13 protein-coding genes are annotated in these 16,690 nt (G+C 62.7%); 10 read left to right on the top strand and 3 right to left on the bottom strand.

Annotated features, from left to right (window positions below; all coding sequences use genetic code 11):
• From NKJ75_RS01670 to NKJ75_RS01640, 7 genes are all read left to right on the top strand, one after another.
• On the top strand, positions 1-1,239 hold the full coding sequence (locus tag NKJ75_RS01670) for a hypothetical protein (protein ID WP_023833566.1): 1,239 nt from the start codon (positions 1-3) through the stop codon (positions 1,237-1,239).
• Positions 1,240-1,365: 126 nt separating this feature from the next.
• Entirely contained in the window at positions 1,366-2,811 is a 1,446-nt protein-coding gene (locus tag NKJ75_RS01665; RefSeq protein ID WP_023833567.1) for a homospermidine synthase, read from the top strand.
• A gap of 186 nt (positions 2,812-2,997) precedes the next feature.
• Positions 2,998-3,375: an Omp10 family outer membrane lipoprotein gene (locus NKJ75_RS01660; RefSeq protein WP_023671949.1), complete on the top strand. Its 378-nt coding sequence runs from the start codon at positions 2,998-3,000 to the stop codon at positions 3,373-3,375.
• A gap of 197 nt (positions 3,376-3,572) precedes the next feature.
• Positions 3,573-5,600: a bifunctional metallophosphatase/5'-nucleotidase gene (locus NKJ75_RS01655; RefSeq protein WP_023701038.1), complete on the top strand. Its 2,028-nt coding sequence runs from the start codon at positions 3,573-3,575 to the stop codon at positions 5,598-5,600.
• Positions 5,601-5,756: 156 nt separating this feature from the next.
• The gene (hemH, locus tag NKJ75_RS01650; RefSeq protein WP_023686407.1) at positions 5,757-6,821 is read left to right on the top strand and encodes a ferrochelatase; all 1,065 of its coding nucleotides are present in this window, start codon (positions 5,757-5,759) and stop codon (positions 6,819-6,821) included.
• Between the two features lie 158 nt (positions 6,822-6,979).
• Positions 6,980-7,930 carry an SPFH domain-containing protein gene (locus tag NKJ75_RS01645; protein WP_023701037.1) on the top strand — a complete coding sequence of 317 codons (951 nt, stop codon included), beginning with the start codon at positions 6,980-6,982 and terminating at the stop codon, positions 7,928-7,930.
• A gap of 96 nt (positions 7,931-8,026) precedes the next feature.
• Positions 8,027-8,491 carry an NfeD family protein gene (locus tag NKJ75_RS01640; protein WP_023701036.1) on the top strand — a complete coding sequence of 155 codons (465 nt, stop codon included), beginning with the start codon at positions 8,027-8,029 and terminating at the stop codon, positions 8,489-8,491.
• Positions 8,492-8,578: 87 nt separating this feature from the next.
• On the opposite strand, the gene NKJ75_RS01635 is transcribed toward NKJ75_RS01640, so the two are convergent.
• A complete protein-coding gene (locus NKJ75_RS01635) occupies positions 8,579-9,574 on the bottom strand; it encodes a KpsF/GutQ family sugar-phosphate isomerase (protein ID WP_023671954.1) in 996 nt (331 codons plus the stop codon).
• 150 nt (positions 9,575-9,724) lie between these two features.
• Here NKJ75_RS01635 and NKJ75_RS01630 point away from each other — a divergent pair, with 150 nt between their 5' ends.
• On the top strand, positions 9,725-11,509 hold the full coding sequence (locus NKJ75_RS01630; protein WP_352499070.1) for an outer membrane beta-barrel protein: 1,785 nt from the start codon (positions 9,725-9,727) through the stop codon (positions 11,507-11,509).
• On the opposite strand, the gene galU is transcribed toward NKJ75_RS01630, so the two are convergent.
• Complete coding sequence (gene galU, locus NKJ75_RS01625) at positions 11,510-12,415, bottom strand: UTP--glucose-1-phosphate uridylyltransferase GalU (protein WP_023671956.1); 906 nt, start codon at positions 12,413-12,415, stop codon at positions 11,510-11,512.
• 206 nt (positions 12,416-12,621) lie between these two features.
• Between galU and NKJ75_RS01620 the strand changes: the two genes are divergently transcribed.
• Together NKJ75_RS01620 and NKJ75_RS01615 are read left to right on the top strand one after the other, a co-directional pair.
• Positions 12,622-13,845, top strand: coding sequence for a lytic murein transglycosylase (locus tag NKJ75_RS01620; RefSeq protein WP_023744196.1), 1,224 nt, complete (start codon positions 12,622-12,624; stop codon positions 13,843-13,845).
• A gap of 103 nt (positions 13,846-13,948) precedes the next feature.
• Positions 13,949-15,154: an SGNH/GDSL hydrolase family protein gene (locus NKJ75_RS01615; protein ID WP_023744195.1), complete on the top strand. Its 1,206-nt coding sequence runs from the start codon at positions 13,949-13,951 to the stop codon at positions 15,152-15,154.
• Here the strand turns inward: NKJ75_RS01615 and NKJ75_RS01610 are convergent.
• A complete protein-coding gene (locus NKJ75_RS01610) occupies positions 15,151-16,605 on the bottom strand; it encodes a glutamate synthase subunit beta (RefSeq protein ID WP_023686414.1) in 1,455 nt (484 codons plus the stop codon). The genes NKJ75_RS01615 and NKJ75_RS01610 overlap by 4 nt on opposite strands.
• Between the last annotated feature and the right edge of the window lie 85 nt (positions 16,606-16,690).

The raw sequence follows: 16,690 nt of genomic DNA, 5'->3' as shown, positions 1-16,690 counted from the left end.
ATGATCCGACATGTTCTGAAGCTAGCCGTCCTGCTCGGTGCATTCCTGGCGTTGCCGGCAACAGCGCATGCGGAACCGGTGACCTATGCGGGGAAGCTCGGCAACATCGACATCGTCGTCGAGTTTACCGGTGATCCGGCGACGGCTGGAGAGGCACTGGCGGCGCGCTATTTCTACCGCTCCAAGGGCGTCGATATTCCTCTGCAGGCGAAGTCGAGCAAGGGCGCCACCTTTCAATTGGCCGAGGAAGAAGCCTGCGATGCCAAGAAGTGCGGCGACGGCCAGGCTCCACCCATCGGCGCCGTCTGGCGGTTGAGTTCCGCCGACAAGGGCAAGACGCTGGAAGGCACCTGGACGGCCAAAAAGACCCTGCCGCTGAAGCTGACAAGGATCGCCAGCCGTGCCCAGACGGAGACGCCGGCGACGACGCCACGCGATCTCTATGATTTCACCGACATGACATTCTCGGGCGACGATGCGCCGATCACCATGGCGGCATCGCCCTACGACTATCTCAAGCTGGATTTCGCGCCCGAGGCAGACGCCAAGGAAGGTTGGCCGGATGCAGCCTACAGCTATGTCACCGATCCGCGCACCAAATTCGCCAGGCCGCGCATCGTCGATCTCGCCGGCGGCGCGCCGATCGAAGCCGCCAATGCCTTGCTGCAGAACCGCCATTGGCATGACAGCCTCAGCGCCTTGACGTGCGCGGCGCTGCAATACGCCGGCTTCCACGATGGACCACCGATGGAGGGCATGGATGACGATTCGCTTGGCGGCTATGAAGACTCGACGTTCAAAGTTACGTCATTGACGCCGAAGCTGATGAGTTGGTCCGAATCCGGCAGCCTCTATTGCGGCGGTGCGCATCCGAACAACTATTCCGACGCCTATGTCATGGACGTGCGCCGTGGCGCCTTGCTTACCCTTCAGGACATGTTTTCCGATACGGTCGACGGCAAGCCAGGCCCCTCGCTGGCCACCTTCGTCAAAGAGAAGCGCAAGAAGCCCAGCGACCAGACCGAGGTGGATTACGAGGCCGAATGCGGCATCGACGATTTGATCGGCGACTATCTCGGCGCCAGCCTGAAGCGCGATGGCGACAGGCAGGTTCTGGTCTTCGGCCTGCAAGGTTTGCCCAACGTCATCCAGGCTTGCGGCGGCGATCTCGTTGAAATGCCGGTCTCCGAAGCACAAGCGCTGTTCACACCGGAATTCGCGAAACTGCTCGAACCGTAGGCGTATCTGCACGGCCGGGAACTAACCTTATCCCTGCTTTTCGCTTTATTGTGACAATGATCTATGGTTTGTCGCGCGGCGGTCGAACGGCCGTTTGGCGCGTTGCTTGAAGGAGTGCTCGATAAAATGGCGAATGAAAACTGGCCCGTTTACGGTGAAATCACCGGCCCTGTCGTGATGATCGGCTTTGGTTCGATCGGACGGGGAACGCTGCCTCTGATCGAGCGCCATTTCAAATTCGACAAGTCGCGCATGACGGTCATCGACCCGCTCGACACCGACCGCAAGCTGCTCGACGAGCGCGGCATCGCCTTCGTCCAGGAGCACGTGACCGAGAAAAACTACAAGAAACTGTTGACGCCGCTTTTGACCAATGGCGGCGGCCAGGGCTTTTGCATCAATCTGTCGGTCGATACCGGCTCGGTCGACCTGATGCGGCTCTGCCGCAAGCTCGGCGTGCTCTACATCGACACCGTCGTCGAGCCGTGGCGCGGCTTCTATTTCGACGCCAAGGCCGACAATGCCAGCCGCACCAACTACGCGCTGCGCGAAGCCTTGATCAAGGAGAAGCACGACAAGCCCGGCGGCGCTACCGCGGTTTCGACCTGTGGCGCCAATCCGGGCATGGTCTCGTGGTTCGTCAAGCAGGCGCTGCTGAACCTTGCCGGCGACCTCGGCCTCGAGTTTTCCGAACCGGCGCAGGACGACCGTGACGGCTGGGCGAAGCTGATGAAGAAGGCCGGCGTCAAGGGCATCCACATCGCCGAGCGCGACACCCAGCGCACCAAGAAGCCGAAGCCGATGAACGTGTTCTGGAACACCTGGTCGGTCGAGGGTTTCATCTCGGAAGGGCTGCAGCCGGCCGAGCTCGGCTGGGGCACGCATGAGAGATGGATGCCGAAGAACGGCAAGGAGCACAAGCATGGCTCCAAGGCTGCGATCTATCTCGAACAGCCCGGCGCCAACACCCGCGTGCGCTCCTGGTGCCCGACGCCGGGCGCGCAATACGGTTTCCTGGTGACGCACAATGAGGCGATCTCGATCGCCGACTTCTTCACCGTGCGCGGTAAGAAGGGCAAGGTCCAATACCGCCCGACCTGCCATTATGCCTATCACCCCTGCAACGACGCCGTGCTGTCGCTGCACGAAATGTTCGGCGCCGCCGGCAAGGCGCAACCCGTGCACCATGTGCTGGACGAAAACGAGCTGGTCGACGGCGTCGACGAGCTTGGCGTGCTGCTCTACGGCCATGCCAAGAACGCCTACTGGTACGGTTCGCAGCTGTCGCTGGCCGAAGCCCGCAAGCTGGCGCCCTACCAGAACGCTACCGGCATGCAGGTCACCTCGGCCGTGCTCGCCGGCATGGTCTGGGCGCTGGAAAACCCGGAAGCCGGCATCGTCGAGGCCGACGAGATGGACTACAAGCGCTGCCTGGAAGTTCAGTCCCAGTATCTCGGACCGGTCAAGGGCTACTACACCGACTGGACGCCGCTCGATAACCGTCCGGGCCTGTTTCCCGAGGACCTCGACAAAAGCGACCCGTGGCAATTCCGCAACATCCTCGTTCGATAGCGGTTCCATACCCCTGCCCCACTGCCTTGCAATCGCCCGGAAATCGGGCGATTGAAGGGATGCGGACGAGAGCAGTGTGCATCCGTTTGGACGCACGAGGGACGGCTCTGGAAACTTGAGGCCACGCACATCGGTTCCCCAAACGTCGTTTGGCGATTGGGCCGATGCGCCAGGAGAGGATTTGATATGACGATTGCGCGCAAAATTCTTTCTGCGGGCGCGGCGGGCGTTCTTGCGACGATGCTTGCCGCCTGCACCACCGGCGGTTCCGACGGGCCACCGATCTCATCGCAGGCGCGAGGCGTCGAAGGCTCCTGGCTGAACGCCGAGGGCAAGGCGGTCTCGACATTGAACGGCGGCGTCTTCACCACCGTTTCGGCGGAGACCGGTGAGAAATTCGCTGACGGCAGCTACACCAAGACCGGCGCCACCTCGGTCGAGATCAACGGAACCTCGCTGATCCGGCAGCAGCCAATCGCTTTCAACTGCCTGCTGGTGTCCATAAACCAGCTGAATTGCACCAGCTCCGCCGGGCAGAACTTCGTGCTGACCAGGCGCGGCTGAACCTTTCCCATGCGGCTTTGCGGATGGCGGCGGCGCGATGCCGCCGCCTTTTTTATGCCGGCAAACCGATGCCGGTTATCCGCCCTGATTCTTCTTGCATCGCCACAACCGCGATGTGAACATACCCGAAATGCTGGCTGTTATCCTGCAGTCGGGCAAGAGCGTTAAACGCCTTTGATCATATCCGGGAGACGAAGATGAAGAAGCTCGCCGCCATTGCCGCCCTCTCTGCCTCGACACTCGGCCTGTCGGCCGCACCATCCTTTGCCGACTACACGTTGAACATCCTGCATTTCAACGATTGGCACAGCCGCATCGAAGGCAACAACAAATACGAGTCGACCTGCTCGGCCGAGGAAGAGACCAAGGGTGAGTGCATCGGCGGCGCCGGCCGGCTGGTCACCGCGATCGCACAGGAGCGCAAGAAGCTCGAAGGCCAGAACGTGCTGCTGCTCAATGCCGGCGACAGCTTTCAGGGATCGCTGTTCTACATCACCTACAAGGGCACGGCGGAGGAGGAATTCCTCAATCAGATCAAGCCCGACGCGGTGACGCTCGGCAACCACGAATTCGACGATGGCGAGAGCGCGCTGGTGCCTTATCTCGACAAGGCGAAGTTCCCGATCGTCAGCGCCAATGTCGTGCCCAACGACAAGTCCGGCGCCGCAGGCAAGATCAAGCCGTCGATTGTGCTTGAGGTCGGCGGCCAGAAGATCGGCATTGTCGGCGCCGTGACCAACGACACGCCGGAACTCGCCTCTCCCGGCCCCAACATCACCATCGCCGACGACGTCAAGTCGATCACCGCCGAGGTCGAGAAGCTGAAGGCGCAAGGCGTCAACAAGATCATTGCCGTCACCCATATCGGCTACAGGCGCGAGCGCGATGTCATCGCCAAGATCCCGGGCATCGATGTGGTGGTCGGCGGCCACAGCCATTCGCTTCTGTCCAACACCGACCCGAAGGCTGAAGGCCCCTACCCGACGATGGTCGACAACCCCGACGGCTCCAAGGTGCCTGTGGTGCAGGCCGCGTCCTATTCGAAATATCTCGGCGAATTCAAGGTCGTGTTCGACGACAATGGCAACGTCAAGGAAGCCAGCGGCGACCCGATCTTCCTCGACAAGTCGATCACTCCCGATCCGGCCGTTCTTGCCCGCATCAAGGAGCTTGGCGCGCCGATCGAGGCGCTGAAGAACAAGGAAGTGGCCGAGACCACCGAGGCCATCGACGGCAGCCGCGAAAGCTGCCGCACCAAGGAATGCGCGATGGGCAACCTCGTCTCCGACGCCATCCTCGACCGCGTCAAGGGACAGGGCGTCGAGATCGTCGTCTCGAATGGCGGCGGCCTGCGTGCTTCGATCGACAAGGGCACCGTCACCATGGGCGAGGTGCTGACCGTGCTGCCGTTCCAGAACACGCTGGCGACCTTCCAGATTTCCGGAAAGGATCTGGTTGCCGGGCTGGAAAACGGCGTCAGCCAGGTCGAGGACGGCGGCGGCCGCTTCCCGCAGGTGGCAGGTCTCAAATACTCCTTCGACAAGTCGGTCGCGCCCAATGCCGGCCGAGTCAAGTCGGTCGAGGTGATGCAGAACGGTGCCTGGGCGCCGATCAATCCGGACAAGGACTATCTGGTCGCCACCAACAATTACGTCCGCCAGGGCGGCGACGGCTACAAGGTCTTCGCCGAGAAGGCCAAGAACGCCTATGATTACGGCCCGGGCCTCGAACAGGTGGTCGCCGACTATCTCGCCGCGCACCGGCCCTATACGCCCAAGCTCGACGGCCGCATCACCGAGGTTACCGCAACCGTAGCGGCTGCCCCGGCCGCCGAGCCGGCAAAACCAGCCGAACCGGCACCTGCTCCAGCGGAACCGGCAAAACCGGCCGAGGCTGCACCGGCGGAGCCGGCGATGCCCGCATTGCCGGCAGGCTCCGGCGACATCACCACCACGCCGCCGACTGTCCCGGCGGAAACCGCCCCGGCAACGCCGGCTCCGGCCGAACCGGCAAAACCGGCCGAAGCCGCACCTGCTCCGGCAAAGCCGGCTGACGCCGCCCCGGCCGAAGCCAGCCATGTCATCGTCGCCGGCGATACCTATTGGGATCTCGCCAAGAAGGCCTACGGCGACGGCGCCAAGTGGAAGGTGATCTCCGAGGCCAACAAAGGCTACGAACCACGCCGGCTTCCTGTCGGCGCGACCTTGACCATTCCGGCGAAGTAACCTCGCTTCGCACTTGCGACCAGCAAAACCCGTCCGGGTAACCGGCGGGGTTTTTGGCTTTCAAGGTAAGGTGCGGCCAGACGCAGCATTGAAAACTCGCGCCGCATCGCTAGTTTCGCCCGACATCGTCGGTTTTCGCGGTGTCGGGAGACCTTCATGACGCTTTCCACGCCTGTCGACCCCAAAGCCGCGAAAGCGCTCGACCCGCTACCGGCCGGACATCCGCCGGTAAAGGCAGGCAAGATCGGCGTCATGCTGGTCAATCTCGGCACGCCCGACGGTACCGATTTCAAGCCGATGTGGCGCTATCTCCGCGAATTCCTGTCCGATCCGCGCGTCATCGAACTCAACAAGGCGATCTGGTATCCGATCCTCTACGGCTTGGTACTGACCACCAGACCGAAGAAGTCCGGCGCCAATTACGCCAGGATATGGAACCGCGAGAGGAACGAGTCGCCGCTGCGCACCTACACCCGCGCGCAGGGCGAAAAGCTGGCCGCAGCGCTCATCGACCTACCCGATGTCGTGGTCGACTGGGCGATGCGCTACGGCAACCCCTCGACCGCGAGCGTCGCTCAAAGGCTGGTCGAGCAAGGCTGCGACCGCATCCTGTCGTTCCCACTCTACCCGCAATACTCCGCGACCACCACCGCGACCGCCAACGACCAGCTGTTTCGCGCCTTGATGAAGATGCGCCGCGCGCCTGCCGTGCGCAGTGTTCCGCCCTACTATGACGAGCCGGTCTACATCGAGGCGCTCGCCCATTCGATCGAACGGCATCTGGCAACGCTAGACTTCGAGCCCGAGGTGGTCATCACCTCCTATCACGGCATCCCGAAGCCCTATTTCGAGAAGGGCGATCCCTATCACTGCCACTGCCAGAAGACGACACGGCTGTTGCGTGAACGACTGGGGTGGGATGAAAAGAAGCTGATCATCACCTTCCAGTCGCGCTTCGGCGCCCAGGAATGGCTGCAGCCCTACACCGACAAGACGGTCGAGAAACTGGCGAAGGACGGCGTGAAATCGATCGCCATCGTCAACCCAGGCTTTTCCGTCGACTGCATCGAGACGCTGGACGAAATCGGCCGCGAGGCGGCCGAGACCTTCCATCACGCCGGCGGCGAGAAATTCGCCCACATCCCGTGCCTCAACGACAGTGCAGAAGGCATGGCGGTGATCGAGGCGATGGTGCGGCGCGAGCTGTCGGGCTGGGTCTGAGGCCGCCACGTTGCGGCGATCGATCGCCGCAGTTGCGCTATTCCATGCACCAATAATCAACGATCACCTGATTGTAACATTATTGAAACACACCTAAGTGTTTGGTGAAGTCGGTTGCATGGAATCAACGCCATGGCCGGCATCTGAGGGAGATTCAAATGGACTTCAGTGGTTTCGGTATTGCGATTGGTGCGCTTGCCTTTCTGGTATTGGTGCTTCTTATCAAAGGCATCCGGACAATCCCGCAAGGCTATAATTATACGGTGGAGCGCTTTGGCCGTTACACCAAAACACTAAGCCCCGGCCTCAACCTCATCGTGCCGTTCGTCGACCGCATCGGCGCCAAGATGAACATGATGGAGCAGGTGCTCGACGTTCCGAGCCAGGAAATCATCACGCGCGACAACGCCATTGTCGGCGTCGACGGCATCGCCTTCTACCAGATCCTCAATGCGGCGCAGGCCGCCTACCAGGTCGCCGGCCTGGAGAACGCCATTCTCAATTTGACGATGACCAACATCCGTACCGTCATGGGCTCGATGGACCTCGACGAATTGCTGTCGAACCGCGACGCCATCAACGAGCGCCTGCTGCGCGTCGTCGACGAAGCGGCGCATCCGTGGGGCATCAAGATCACCCGCGTCGAGATCAAGGATATCAATCCGCCGGCCAACCTCATCGAATCGATGGGTCGTCAGATGACGGCCGAACGTAACAAGCGTGCGCAGATCCTCGCCGCCGAAGGCCTCAAGCAGTCGCAGATCCTCGAGGCCGAAGGCCGCAAGGAAGCCGCCTTCCGCGACGCCGAGGCACGCGAACGCTCGGCCGAGGCCGAAGCGCGAGCCACCCAGGTTGTATCGGAAGCCATCTCCAAGGGCGACGTGCAGGCACTCAACTACTTCGTGGCGCTCAAATACACCGAAGCGATGGGCAAGATCGGTACCGCCAACAACAGCAAGGTCGTGCTGATGCCGATGGAAGCCTCGGCGCTGATCGGCACGCTCGGCGGCATAAGCGAGATCGCCAGGGAGGTGTTCCGCAGCGAAGGCACCGCCGGCGCCGCCAGGCAGGCAGGCCGCCCTCCGGTGGTTCGCCCGAATGAGAACTGAGACCTGACGAGAACTGAGGTCGCGAGCATGATCCCGAAAAGTGGGAACCGGTTTTCGGAAAAGATCATGCTCCACAGGAAGTAGGAGCGCACGCCCATGTTTGACCGCATCATTTCCGAACTTGGTCCGTGGAACTGGATGGTTCTGGGCTTCGTCCTCCTGGTGATGGAGGTCATCGCGCCAGGAATATTCATGCTGTGGATCGGCATCGCCGCATTGGTAATCGGTGTGATTTCCCTGCTCATCTGGGACGCAAGCTTCTGGGCCTGGGAAGTCCAGGTCCTCGCCTTCTTGGCGCTGTCGCTGGTCTCGGCCTTCGTCGGCAAGAAACTAGTCGGCGGGCGTAATGTCCCGAGTGATCAGCCGCTGCTCAACCGGCGCGGCGCGCAGTTGGTCGGCAGGATGGCAACGCTGGCCGAGCCGATCAAGGACGGTCGCGGCCGCATCAAGCTCGGCGACACGCTGTGGCGCGTCTCCGGTCCCGACCTGCCGGCCGGCACGCAGGTGCGCGTCGTCAGTTCGGCCGACACCGATCTGGAACTGACCGTCGAGGCTGTTTGACATTTCGAAAGCGCATGGCGCTTTCGATCCGGAAAATCAGGGCGCGTCGCGTAGGGCTTCCCGAACGCGACGCGTCCTTTGATTTTTTCAGGCGGCGCCGATGCGCAGCAGGTCGTGCAGATGAACCAGTCCCACGAGCCGCCTGCCTTCGACCACCATCAGGCTCGTAATGGCCGAATTGTTGATAATCTGCAGCGCCGTCGCCACCAGCGTGTCCGGTGTGGCCGTCTTCGGCTTTTTCGTCATCACCTGATCGACGCTCATTTCCATGAGATTGCTGCCGATGTGACGCCTGATGTCGCCATCGGTGATGATGCCCACCAACGCGCCATCCGCCGTCGCGATCGCCACGCAGCCGAAGCCCTTGTTCGACAATTCGAGGATCGCCTCGCGCATGCCCGTGCCGGAAGCCACCAGCGGCAGCCTTTCGCCGACATGCATGATCTCGTGGATCTGCGTGAGATTGGCGCCGAGCTGGCCGCCGGGGTGGAATGTGCGGAAATGGTCGGGCGTGAAGCCGCGCGCTTCGAGCAGCGCTATAGCCAGCGCATCGCCGACCACCAGTTGCAGCAGGGTCGATGTCGTCGGCGCCAGGCCGTGCGGGCAGGCTTCCGGCACGGACGGCAGGAGCAGCACCACGTCGGCCGCGCGCGCCAGCGCCGAGGCCGCGCCCGCGGTAATCGCAATCAGCGGGATCGAGAAGCGCCTGGAATAGGCGACGATGCCCATCAATTCTCTGCTCTCGCCGGACCATGACATGGCGATGATGGCATCGTCTCTGGCGATCATGCCAAGGTCGCCATGATTGGCCTCCGCCGGATGGACGAAGAAGGCAGGCGTGCCGGTCGAAGCCAGACTGGCCGCGATCTTAGTGCCGATATGGCCGCTTTTGCCGACGCCGGTGACTATGACGCGGCCATTGATGCGCGACACCATGTCGACGGCGCGGGCGAAAGGTTCGGCCAGTTCGTTCTCCAGCGCGGCGGCCAATGCCGCCACGCCGGCCTGTTCCGTGGCTACCGTTCTCAGCGCCGAGGCGATCGAAGCCTCCAAAGGCTTCTTTTCTTGGGATCCCGCATGCATGGCTGATGCGATTAGCGCTTTGCCGTTCGCCTGTCCAACAGAATTGCCGTCCAGCCATGTCCGACAGGCACCCCTTCAACCCTCCGTTAACCATCCCCGTTTACGGTTCGGTAAGTATGGCGCGCTTGCGCCGCGCAAGCAGTGGTGACGATGTCGCGGGCCCAACCTCAAGAGAAAAAAGGTCGAACGGGCAGAGCGTTTTGCGCTCTGCTTCTGGCGACGAGCGTGCTCGCTTTGCTGCGGCCAACTGCGCTTCATGCCCAGGAGACCGAGCTGCGCGGCGAAGTTTCGGAATCGGCGATCCTGTCCGACCAGCAGCGCCGGGCCAGGCAATTGAGCAAGGCCAACACGCAGGTCAAGCCCGCCCCTGCCGACACCGCCCCCACGGGAAACACGCCAACCGCTTATGTGCCGGCCAGCGATGGCGCCTTGCCTGATGACACCGACCCGTCACAGGCCCGCGCAAACAGCATTTTCGACCCGCCGGCGACCATCGACGATTCGTTCGCCGACAAGCCGCCAACCGTCCTGCCACGCCGCCCGTCGACGGCAAAGCAACGCGCCGACGCGGATGCAGACAAGGCCAAGGACAAAACCAAGGCTGCCGACAAGAAGAAGCCTGGCAAAGCCACGGACCAGACCACCACCGGAACGACTCCGGACGGCACTGCGGCAGGCGACGCCGATCAGGACATAGCCAACCGCCGTGTCCTCACCGTCGACGGCGTCGACCGACGAAAGCTCGACCCCGGCGCCGAGCGCACCGACGCCATCGAGGGCCTGAAGAAGAAGCTCGAGGACGACCCGTACGCGGCAACCGGCATCAAGGTCGGCTCGTTCCTGCTGCGGCCGACGCTCGAGCAGGGCGTTGCCGTCACGTCGAACGCCGATTCCAGCGCTGGCGGCAAGTCGGCGGTGCTGTCCGAAACGGCGCTGCGTTTCTCCGCCGCCTCCGATTGGGGCGAGAATTCGGCGGTCATCGACGGCTACGGCAATTTCCGCAACACCATTTCGGGCCAGAAGATCAATGAGGCACGCGGCCGTATCCAAGGCACGTACAATGTCGACCTCGACAATGAACTGCGCGCCATCGCCAAGCTCGGCTACGAGATTGCACCGGAATCGGCCTCCGCGCCCGACGCCATTGCCGGCGTCAAATCGCAGCCGATCCGCCAGACTGTCGACGGCAGCCTCGCCGTCGAGAAGGATGTCGGCAAGCTGCGCTTTGCGCTGACCGGCGCCGTCTCCCACGACATCTATGGCGATGCCGAACTTACCGATGGCACCTCGCTGTCGCAGAAGGACCAGGACAACACGCTCTACACCGCAACGTTGCGGACTGGCTATGAAATTTCCCCGGCTCTGACGCCCTTTGCTGAGATTGAGCTCGGCCGCCGGGTATATGACCAACGGGTCGACAACAAGGGCTTCGAGCGCTCCTCGACCCGGCTTGGCGCACGCGCCGGTATCGAAGTCGACATGGGCGAGAAGCTCAAGGGTGAGTTCTCGGCCGGCTGGCTGAGGGAGGCGATCGACGACAAGAACCTGGAGGCGATTTCGGGAGCCACCATCAATGCCGACCTCAAATGGTCGCCCGAGCGCGGTACCATCATCGGCCTCACCGGGCGAACCACGGTCGAAGGCACAACGAATGCCGGTGAGAGCGGCGACATCCTCTATTCCGGCCGCCTCACCGGCGAGCGGCAGATCCGCGCCGACCTGACCGGCAACGCAGCCCTTGGGCTCGACTGGCGCAATTACACCGGCTCCGACGGCCATGACATGACGCTGAGTGCAGAGGCCGGGCTGACCTGGTGGCTGAACCGCTATGTCGGCCTCACCAGCCGCGCCCGCACCGAAAAGCTGACCAGCAATCTGCCCGGGCGCAACTACACCGCCAACAGCATCTATTTGGGGCTGAAGCTGCAGCGGTAGCTAAAAAGCAGCGCCGCGACGCTCGGACGGCTTCATCTCATCGAGCAGCGTGCGGATGACGCCGGCCATGTTCTCGTTCATGTCGCTGCGCCACAGCGCGAAGGCGACATTGGCCTCGACGAAGCCTTCCGGCGAGCCGCAATCGAAGGTGCGGCCCTGAAAGTGGTAGCCAAAGAAGGGCTGCTGCTTTTCCAGCTTCAGCATCGCGTCGGTGAGCTGGATCTCGTTGCCGGCGCCCTTTTCCTGGCTTTCGAGGATCTTGAAAATCTCGGGCTGCAGGATGTAGCGGCCGTTGATGTAGAGATTGGACGGTGCGGTGCCGGTCTTCGGCTTTTCGACCATCTCGGTGATGCGGAAGCCGTGATGCGTGTCCTCGCCGCGGCCGACAATGCCATATTTGTGGGTCTCGGCCGGATCGCATTCCTGCACGGCGATGATGTTGTTGCCCGTCTCCTCGTAGAGCTCGACCATGGCCTTCGTGCAGCTCTTCTCCGACTGCATGATCATGTCGGGCAGCAACAGCGCGAAGGGTTCGTCGCCGACCAGTTCGCGGGCGCACCAGACGGCGTGGCCGAGCCCCATCGGCACCTGCTGGCGGGTGAACGAGGTCTGCCCCGGCGCCGGCTGCAGCCGCTGCAAGCGGGCCAGCTGATCGTCCTTGCCGCGCTGTGCCAGCGTATCATAGAGCTCGAACTGGATATCGAAATGGTCTTCTATGACCGCCTTGTTGCGGCCGGTGACGAAGATGAAATGTTCGATGCCGGCCTCGCGCGCCTCATCGACGACATACTGGATGACCGGCCGGTCGACGACGGTCAGCATCTCCTTGGGAATGGCCTTGGTGGCCGGGAGAAACCGTGTGCCGAGACCGGCGACCGGGAAAACTGCCTTGCGAACTCGCTTCATGCGTCAATTATCCGTTTGAGGGCGTGCCCGGCAATCCCGCCTCGCGACATTTTCGCGCCGGAATTGTGGATTATCGGGCCATTGAGGGAACATCAACCGGTAAAGCATCCAGGTGTCTTTTCGTTCCAGGCGCCGCCTATGGTAAACCAATTGCTAACCCGGTTCGGCGATGAATGGTCTTTCCTGAGATAGAGAAAGGGGAAAATATGTCCGTTCGCAGTGCCGCAAAACTCTTTACCAGCGTGCTGACGGCGGCCAGCCTCTCGCTCGCCTTGCTGATGCCGGCCGGACCGGCCTTCGCCGATGCCGGGTTTCGGCAATGGGTCGCCGGCTTCCGCGCCACGGCCGTGGCGGGCGGCGTTTCCGGCGCGGTCTACGACCGAGCGTTCCGGGGCATCAATGAACCCGACCCGGTGGTGCTGGAAAAGGCACGCACCCAGCCCGAGTTCACCGCGCCCGCCTGGGACTATTTCGACAACCGCGTCCACGACCAGTCCGTTGCCGTCGGCCAGCAGATGGCCAGGAAATGGAAGCCGTGGCTGGACCGGATCGAAGCCAGGTTCGGCGTCGACCGCTACATCCTGCTCGCCATCTGGTCGATGGAATCGAATTATGGCGAGATCCTCAAGCGCGACGACATCATGCGCAATGTCATCCGCTCGCTGGCAACCCTCGCCTATGGCGACGCCAAGCGTTCGAAATTCGCCCGCACCCAATTGGTCGCCGCGCTGAAAATCCTGCAGACCGGCGACATCGACGAAAGCCACCTGATGGGCTCCTGGGCCGGCGCCATGGGCCAGACCCAGTTCATCCCGACCAGCTACCAGCATTATGCCGTCGACATGGACGGCAACGGCAAGCGCGACATCTGGAATTCGATCCCCGATGCGTTGGCGACATCAGCCAATCTGCTGAAGAAGAATGGCTGGCAGGGCGGCAAGACCTGGGGCTACGAGGTCACCATTCCGGCGGGCAAACTGCCGGCCGGCTCGAAGACATTGGCGCAGTGGCAGGCGCTCGGCGTCGCCAGGGCCAATGGCAAGCCGTTCAAGAACGCAACCGACAAGGCGACCCTGAAAGTGCCGGACGGCCGCGGCGGACCGGCCTTCCTGATGATCAAGAACTTCTCCGTCATCAAGGCCTACAACAACGCGGACAAATATGCCCTGGCCGTCGGCCTTCTTGCCGACGAAATCGCCGGTTCTAATGGTCTGGTGCAGGACTGGAAGCGGCCTTTCACCAAACTGTCCTTCGAGGAAAGGCAGGAGTTGCAGAAGCGGCTTTCGCAGCACGGACTTTACGACGGCAAGTTCGACGGCAAGATCGGTGACGGCACGAAAACCGCCATCATGACCTATCAGGCAACGGTCGGCTTGACCCAGGACGGGTATCCGAGCATGGAAGTGCTCAAATGGCTCAGAAAGAAATAGAGCCATCGGCAGCGCCGCGCATTGCGGCGCACAAGGGATGCCGTAGCATTGATGTGTGCATGATCCGCTGCGAGGGCCATGCACCAAGGGATGGAGAGGGTGCTTGGTTTCGGCAGCGCGTATCCGTGTGATCGTTTTCCGCTTGCCGATCCTCGTTCTGGCCATCGTTGTCCTGGCGACGGGGGTCGCCGGCAGTTTCGACACACCGGCTTTGGCGCAGGAACAACCGCAGAACCGCGGCTGGTCGCTGCGCGACCTTCTGTTCCCGCGCCGCAGCGAACGCATCGAGCCGCCGCTCGACGTCCGCAAGGCAAAGCCGAAGGTCAAGAAGAAGCCCCGTGCACCCGTTGAACCTTCCGCTCCGATTGTCGAGAAGACACCGGATGCCCGCGTCGTTCTGGTGATCGGCGATTTCATGGCCTACGGCCTGGCCGAAGGCCTCGAAACAGCCTTTGCCGACAATGCCAACGTCAGGATCGTCGAGCGCGCCAACGGTTCTTCGGGTTTCGTGCGCGATGATGTCTACAATTGGCCCGAACAGGTCAAATCGCTGGTCGAGACCGAAAAACCCTCCGTGGTCGTCGTCATGCTCGGCTCCAACGACCGCCAGCAGATGCGCGTCAACGAAGTGCGCGAGCAGCCGCGCTCCGAGAACTGGACCAAGGAATACGAACGCCGGACCGAAGCCTTGGGAAAGGCACTGGCGGCGACCAAGGTGCCTTATCTGTGGGTCGGCATGCCAGCCTTCAAGACGCCGAAGATGACCTCCGACATGCTGGCATTCAACGACATCTACCACTCGGCTGCCGAGAAGAACGGCGGCGAATTCGTCGATGTCTGGGATGGGTTCGTCGACGAGAACGGCGCCTTTGTCTCGACCGGCCCCGACATTAACGGCCAGGCCGTGCGGCTGCGCTCCGACGACGGCATCAACGTCTCGAAAGCCGGCAAGCGAAAGCTCGCCTTCTACACCGAAAAGCCGCTGGCCAAGATCCTCGGCCTGGCAGCGCCGGGAAGCGTGGTGACGGCTGCCGCACCGGCCGGCGCCCCGGTCGAGGCGCCGTCGCTGCCCGCCGCCCCGATCGTGGTCGACCGCACCGTTCCGATGCTGCTCAACGATCCGGCGCTCGACGGCGGTACCGAACTTCTCGGTGCGGCGGCGGCGCCGAAAGCCAATCCGGATCTGCCCGGCGAAAAACTAATCCTCGAAGGCAAGGCGCCCGAGGCCTCGCCCGGCCGCGCCGACGACTTCTCGTGGCCGCCCAAGGCCGCTGCCGCGACGGATACGACGACGGCGATCAACCGTTAACGGGGGAGTACCGTCGACCCCATCAGCGCTTCATCGATCGAGCGCGCGGCCTGGCGGCCTTCGCGGATCGCCCACACAACCAGCGACTGGCCGCGGCGCACATCACCTGCGGCGTAGAGCTTGTCGACGCTGGTCTTGTAGTCGCGATCGTTGGCTTCGACATTGCGGGAACGGCGGCTGTCGGTGGTGATTTTCATCTCACCGTCCAGCTCTTTCGCGACGCCGGCGGCAGCCGGTCCGGCAAAGCCGATGGCGATGAAGGCGAGGTCTGCACGGATGACGAATTCGGTGCCGGGGATAGGCTTGCGCTTCTCGTCGACTTCGCAGCATTTGACGCCGGTCAGCTGGCCGTCCTCGCCGATGAATTCGAGCGTCGCCACCTGGAATTCGCGCTCCGCACCTTCGGCCTGTGAGGACGAGGTGCGCATCTTGGTCGCCCAGTAAGGCCAGACCGAAAGCTTGTCTTCCTTCTCCGGCGGCTGCGGGCGGATGTCGAGCTGGGTGACACGCACCGCGCCCTGGCGGAAGGCGGTGCCGACGCAGTCGGACGCGGTATCGCCGCCGCCGACGACGACGACATGCTGGCCGCCGGCGATGATCGGATGCGACGGCCAGGCCACCGACTGGATCGGCTCGCCGCCGACGCGGCGGTTCTGCTGCACCAGATAGGGCATGGCGTCATAGACGCCGCCGAGATCGTCGCCCGGAATATTGGCCGGACGCGGCGATTCCGAACCGCCGCAATAGAGCACCGCATCGTATCCGGCGAGCAACTCTGCCACCGGCTTGTCGACGCCGACATTGACGCCGCAATGGAAGGTCACGCCCTCGCCCTGCATCTGCTCGATGCGGCGGTCGATATAGTGCTTCTCGATCTTGAAGTCGGGAATGCCGTAGCGCATCAGCCCGCCGGGACGGCTCTCACGCTCATAAACGCTGACCTCGTGGCCGGCGCGGCCAAGCTGCTGCGCCGCCGCCATCCCTGCCGGGCCGGAGCCGATGACAGCGACCCGCTTGCCCGTCTTCTTCTCTGGCGGATAAGGCCGGATATGGCCGGTTTCATAAGCCTTGTCGGCGATTGCCTGTTCGACAGTCTTGATGGCAACCGGAATGTCCTCGAGGTTCAGCGTGCAGGCTTCCTCGCAGGGCGCGGGGCAGATGCGGCCGGTGAACTCGGGGAAATTGTTGGTCGAATGCAGGTTGCGGATCGCATTGTCCCAGTCGCCATTGTAGACGAGGTCGTTCCAGTCCGGGATCTGGTTGTGGATCGGGCAACCGGTCGGCCCGTGGCAGAACGGGATGCCGCAATCCATGCAGCGCGCCGCCTGTTTCTCGACCTCCTTGTCCGACATCGGCAGCGTGAATTCACGAAAATGCCGGATGCGGTCGGAGGCCGGCTGGTACTTGTGCACCTGCCGGTCGATTTCGAGAAAGCCTGTTACCTTGCCCATAGTCCAGTTCCTGCTGTCCAGATGGTGCGGTTTTCGCACCCGTTAACCCCTTGAGGCAGCCGTGGCAACCTTGCATCCGAGGTCA

The organism is Mesorhizobium sp. M0058 (assembly GCF_040323095.1).
In the GTDB taxonomy this organism is placed as follows: Bacteria; Pseudomonadota; Alphaproteobacteria; order Rhizobiales; family Rhizobiaceae; genus Mesorhizobium.
This window is presented reverse-complemented; position numbering and strand designations above follow the sequence as displayed.

Bases quoted from the DNA above. Each gene is read 5' to 3' on its own strand.
- NKJ75_RS01620 (WP_023744196.1), top strand. From the start codon at position 12,622: ATGTCCGTTCGCAGTGCCGCAAAACTCTTTACCAGCGTGCTGACGGCG.
- hemH (WP_023686407.1), top strand. From the start codon at position 5,757: ATGACGCTTTCCACGCCTGTCGACCCCAAAGCCGCGAAAGCGCTCGAC.
- NKJ75_RS01610 (WP_023686414.1), bottom strand. From the start codon at position 16,605: ATGGGCAAGGTAACAGGCTTTCTCGAAATCGACCGGCAGGTGCACAAG.
- galU (WP_023671956.1), bottom strand. From the start codon at position 12,415: ATGAAGCGAGTTCGCAAGGCAGTTTTCCCGGTCGCCGGTCTCGGCACA.
- NKJ75_RS01660 (WP_023671949.1), top strand. From the start codon at position 2,998: ATGACGATTGCGCGCAAAATTCTTTCTGCGGGCGCGGCGGGCGTTCTT.
- NKJ75_RS01665 (WP_023833567.1), top strand. From the start codon at position 1,366: ATGGCGAATGAAAACTGGCCCGTTTACGGTGAAATCACCGGCCCTGTC.
- NKJ75_RS01670 (WP_023833566.1), top strand. From the start codon at position 1: ATGATCCGACATGTTCTGAAGCTAGCCGTCCTGCTCGGTGCATTCCTG.
- NKJ75_RS01640 (WP_023701036.1), top strand. From the start codon at position 8,027: ATGTTTGACCGCATCATTTCCGAACTTGGTCCGTGGAACTGGATGGTT.
- NKJ75_RS01635 (WP_023671954.1), bottom strand. From the start codon at position 9,574: ATGCATGCGGGATCCCAAGAAAAGAAGCCTTTGGAGGCTTCGATCGCC.
- NKJ75_RS01630 (WP_352499070.1), top strand. From the start codon at position 9,725: ATGTCGCGGGCCCAACCTCAAGAGAAAAAAGGTCGAACGGGCAGAGCG.
- NKJ75_RS01645 (WP_023701037.1), top strand. From the start codon at position 6,980: ATGGACTTCAGTGGTTTCGGTATTGCGATTGGTGCGCTTGCCTTTCTG.
- NKJ75_RS01655 (WP_023701038.1), top strand. From the start codon at position 3,573: ATGAAGAAGCTCGCCGCCATTGCCGCCCTCTCTGCCTCGACACTCGGC.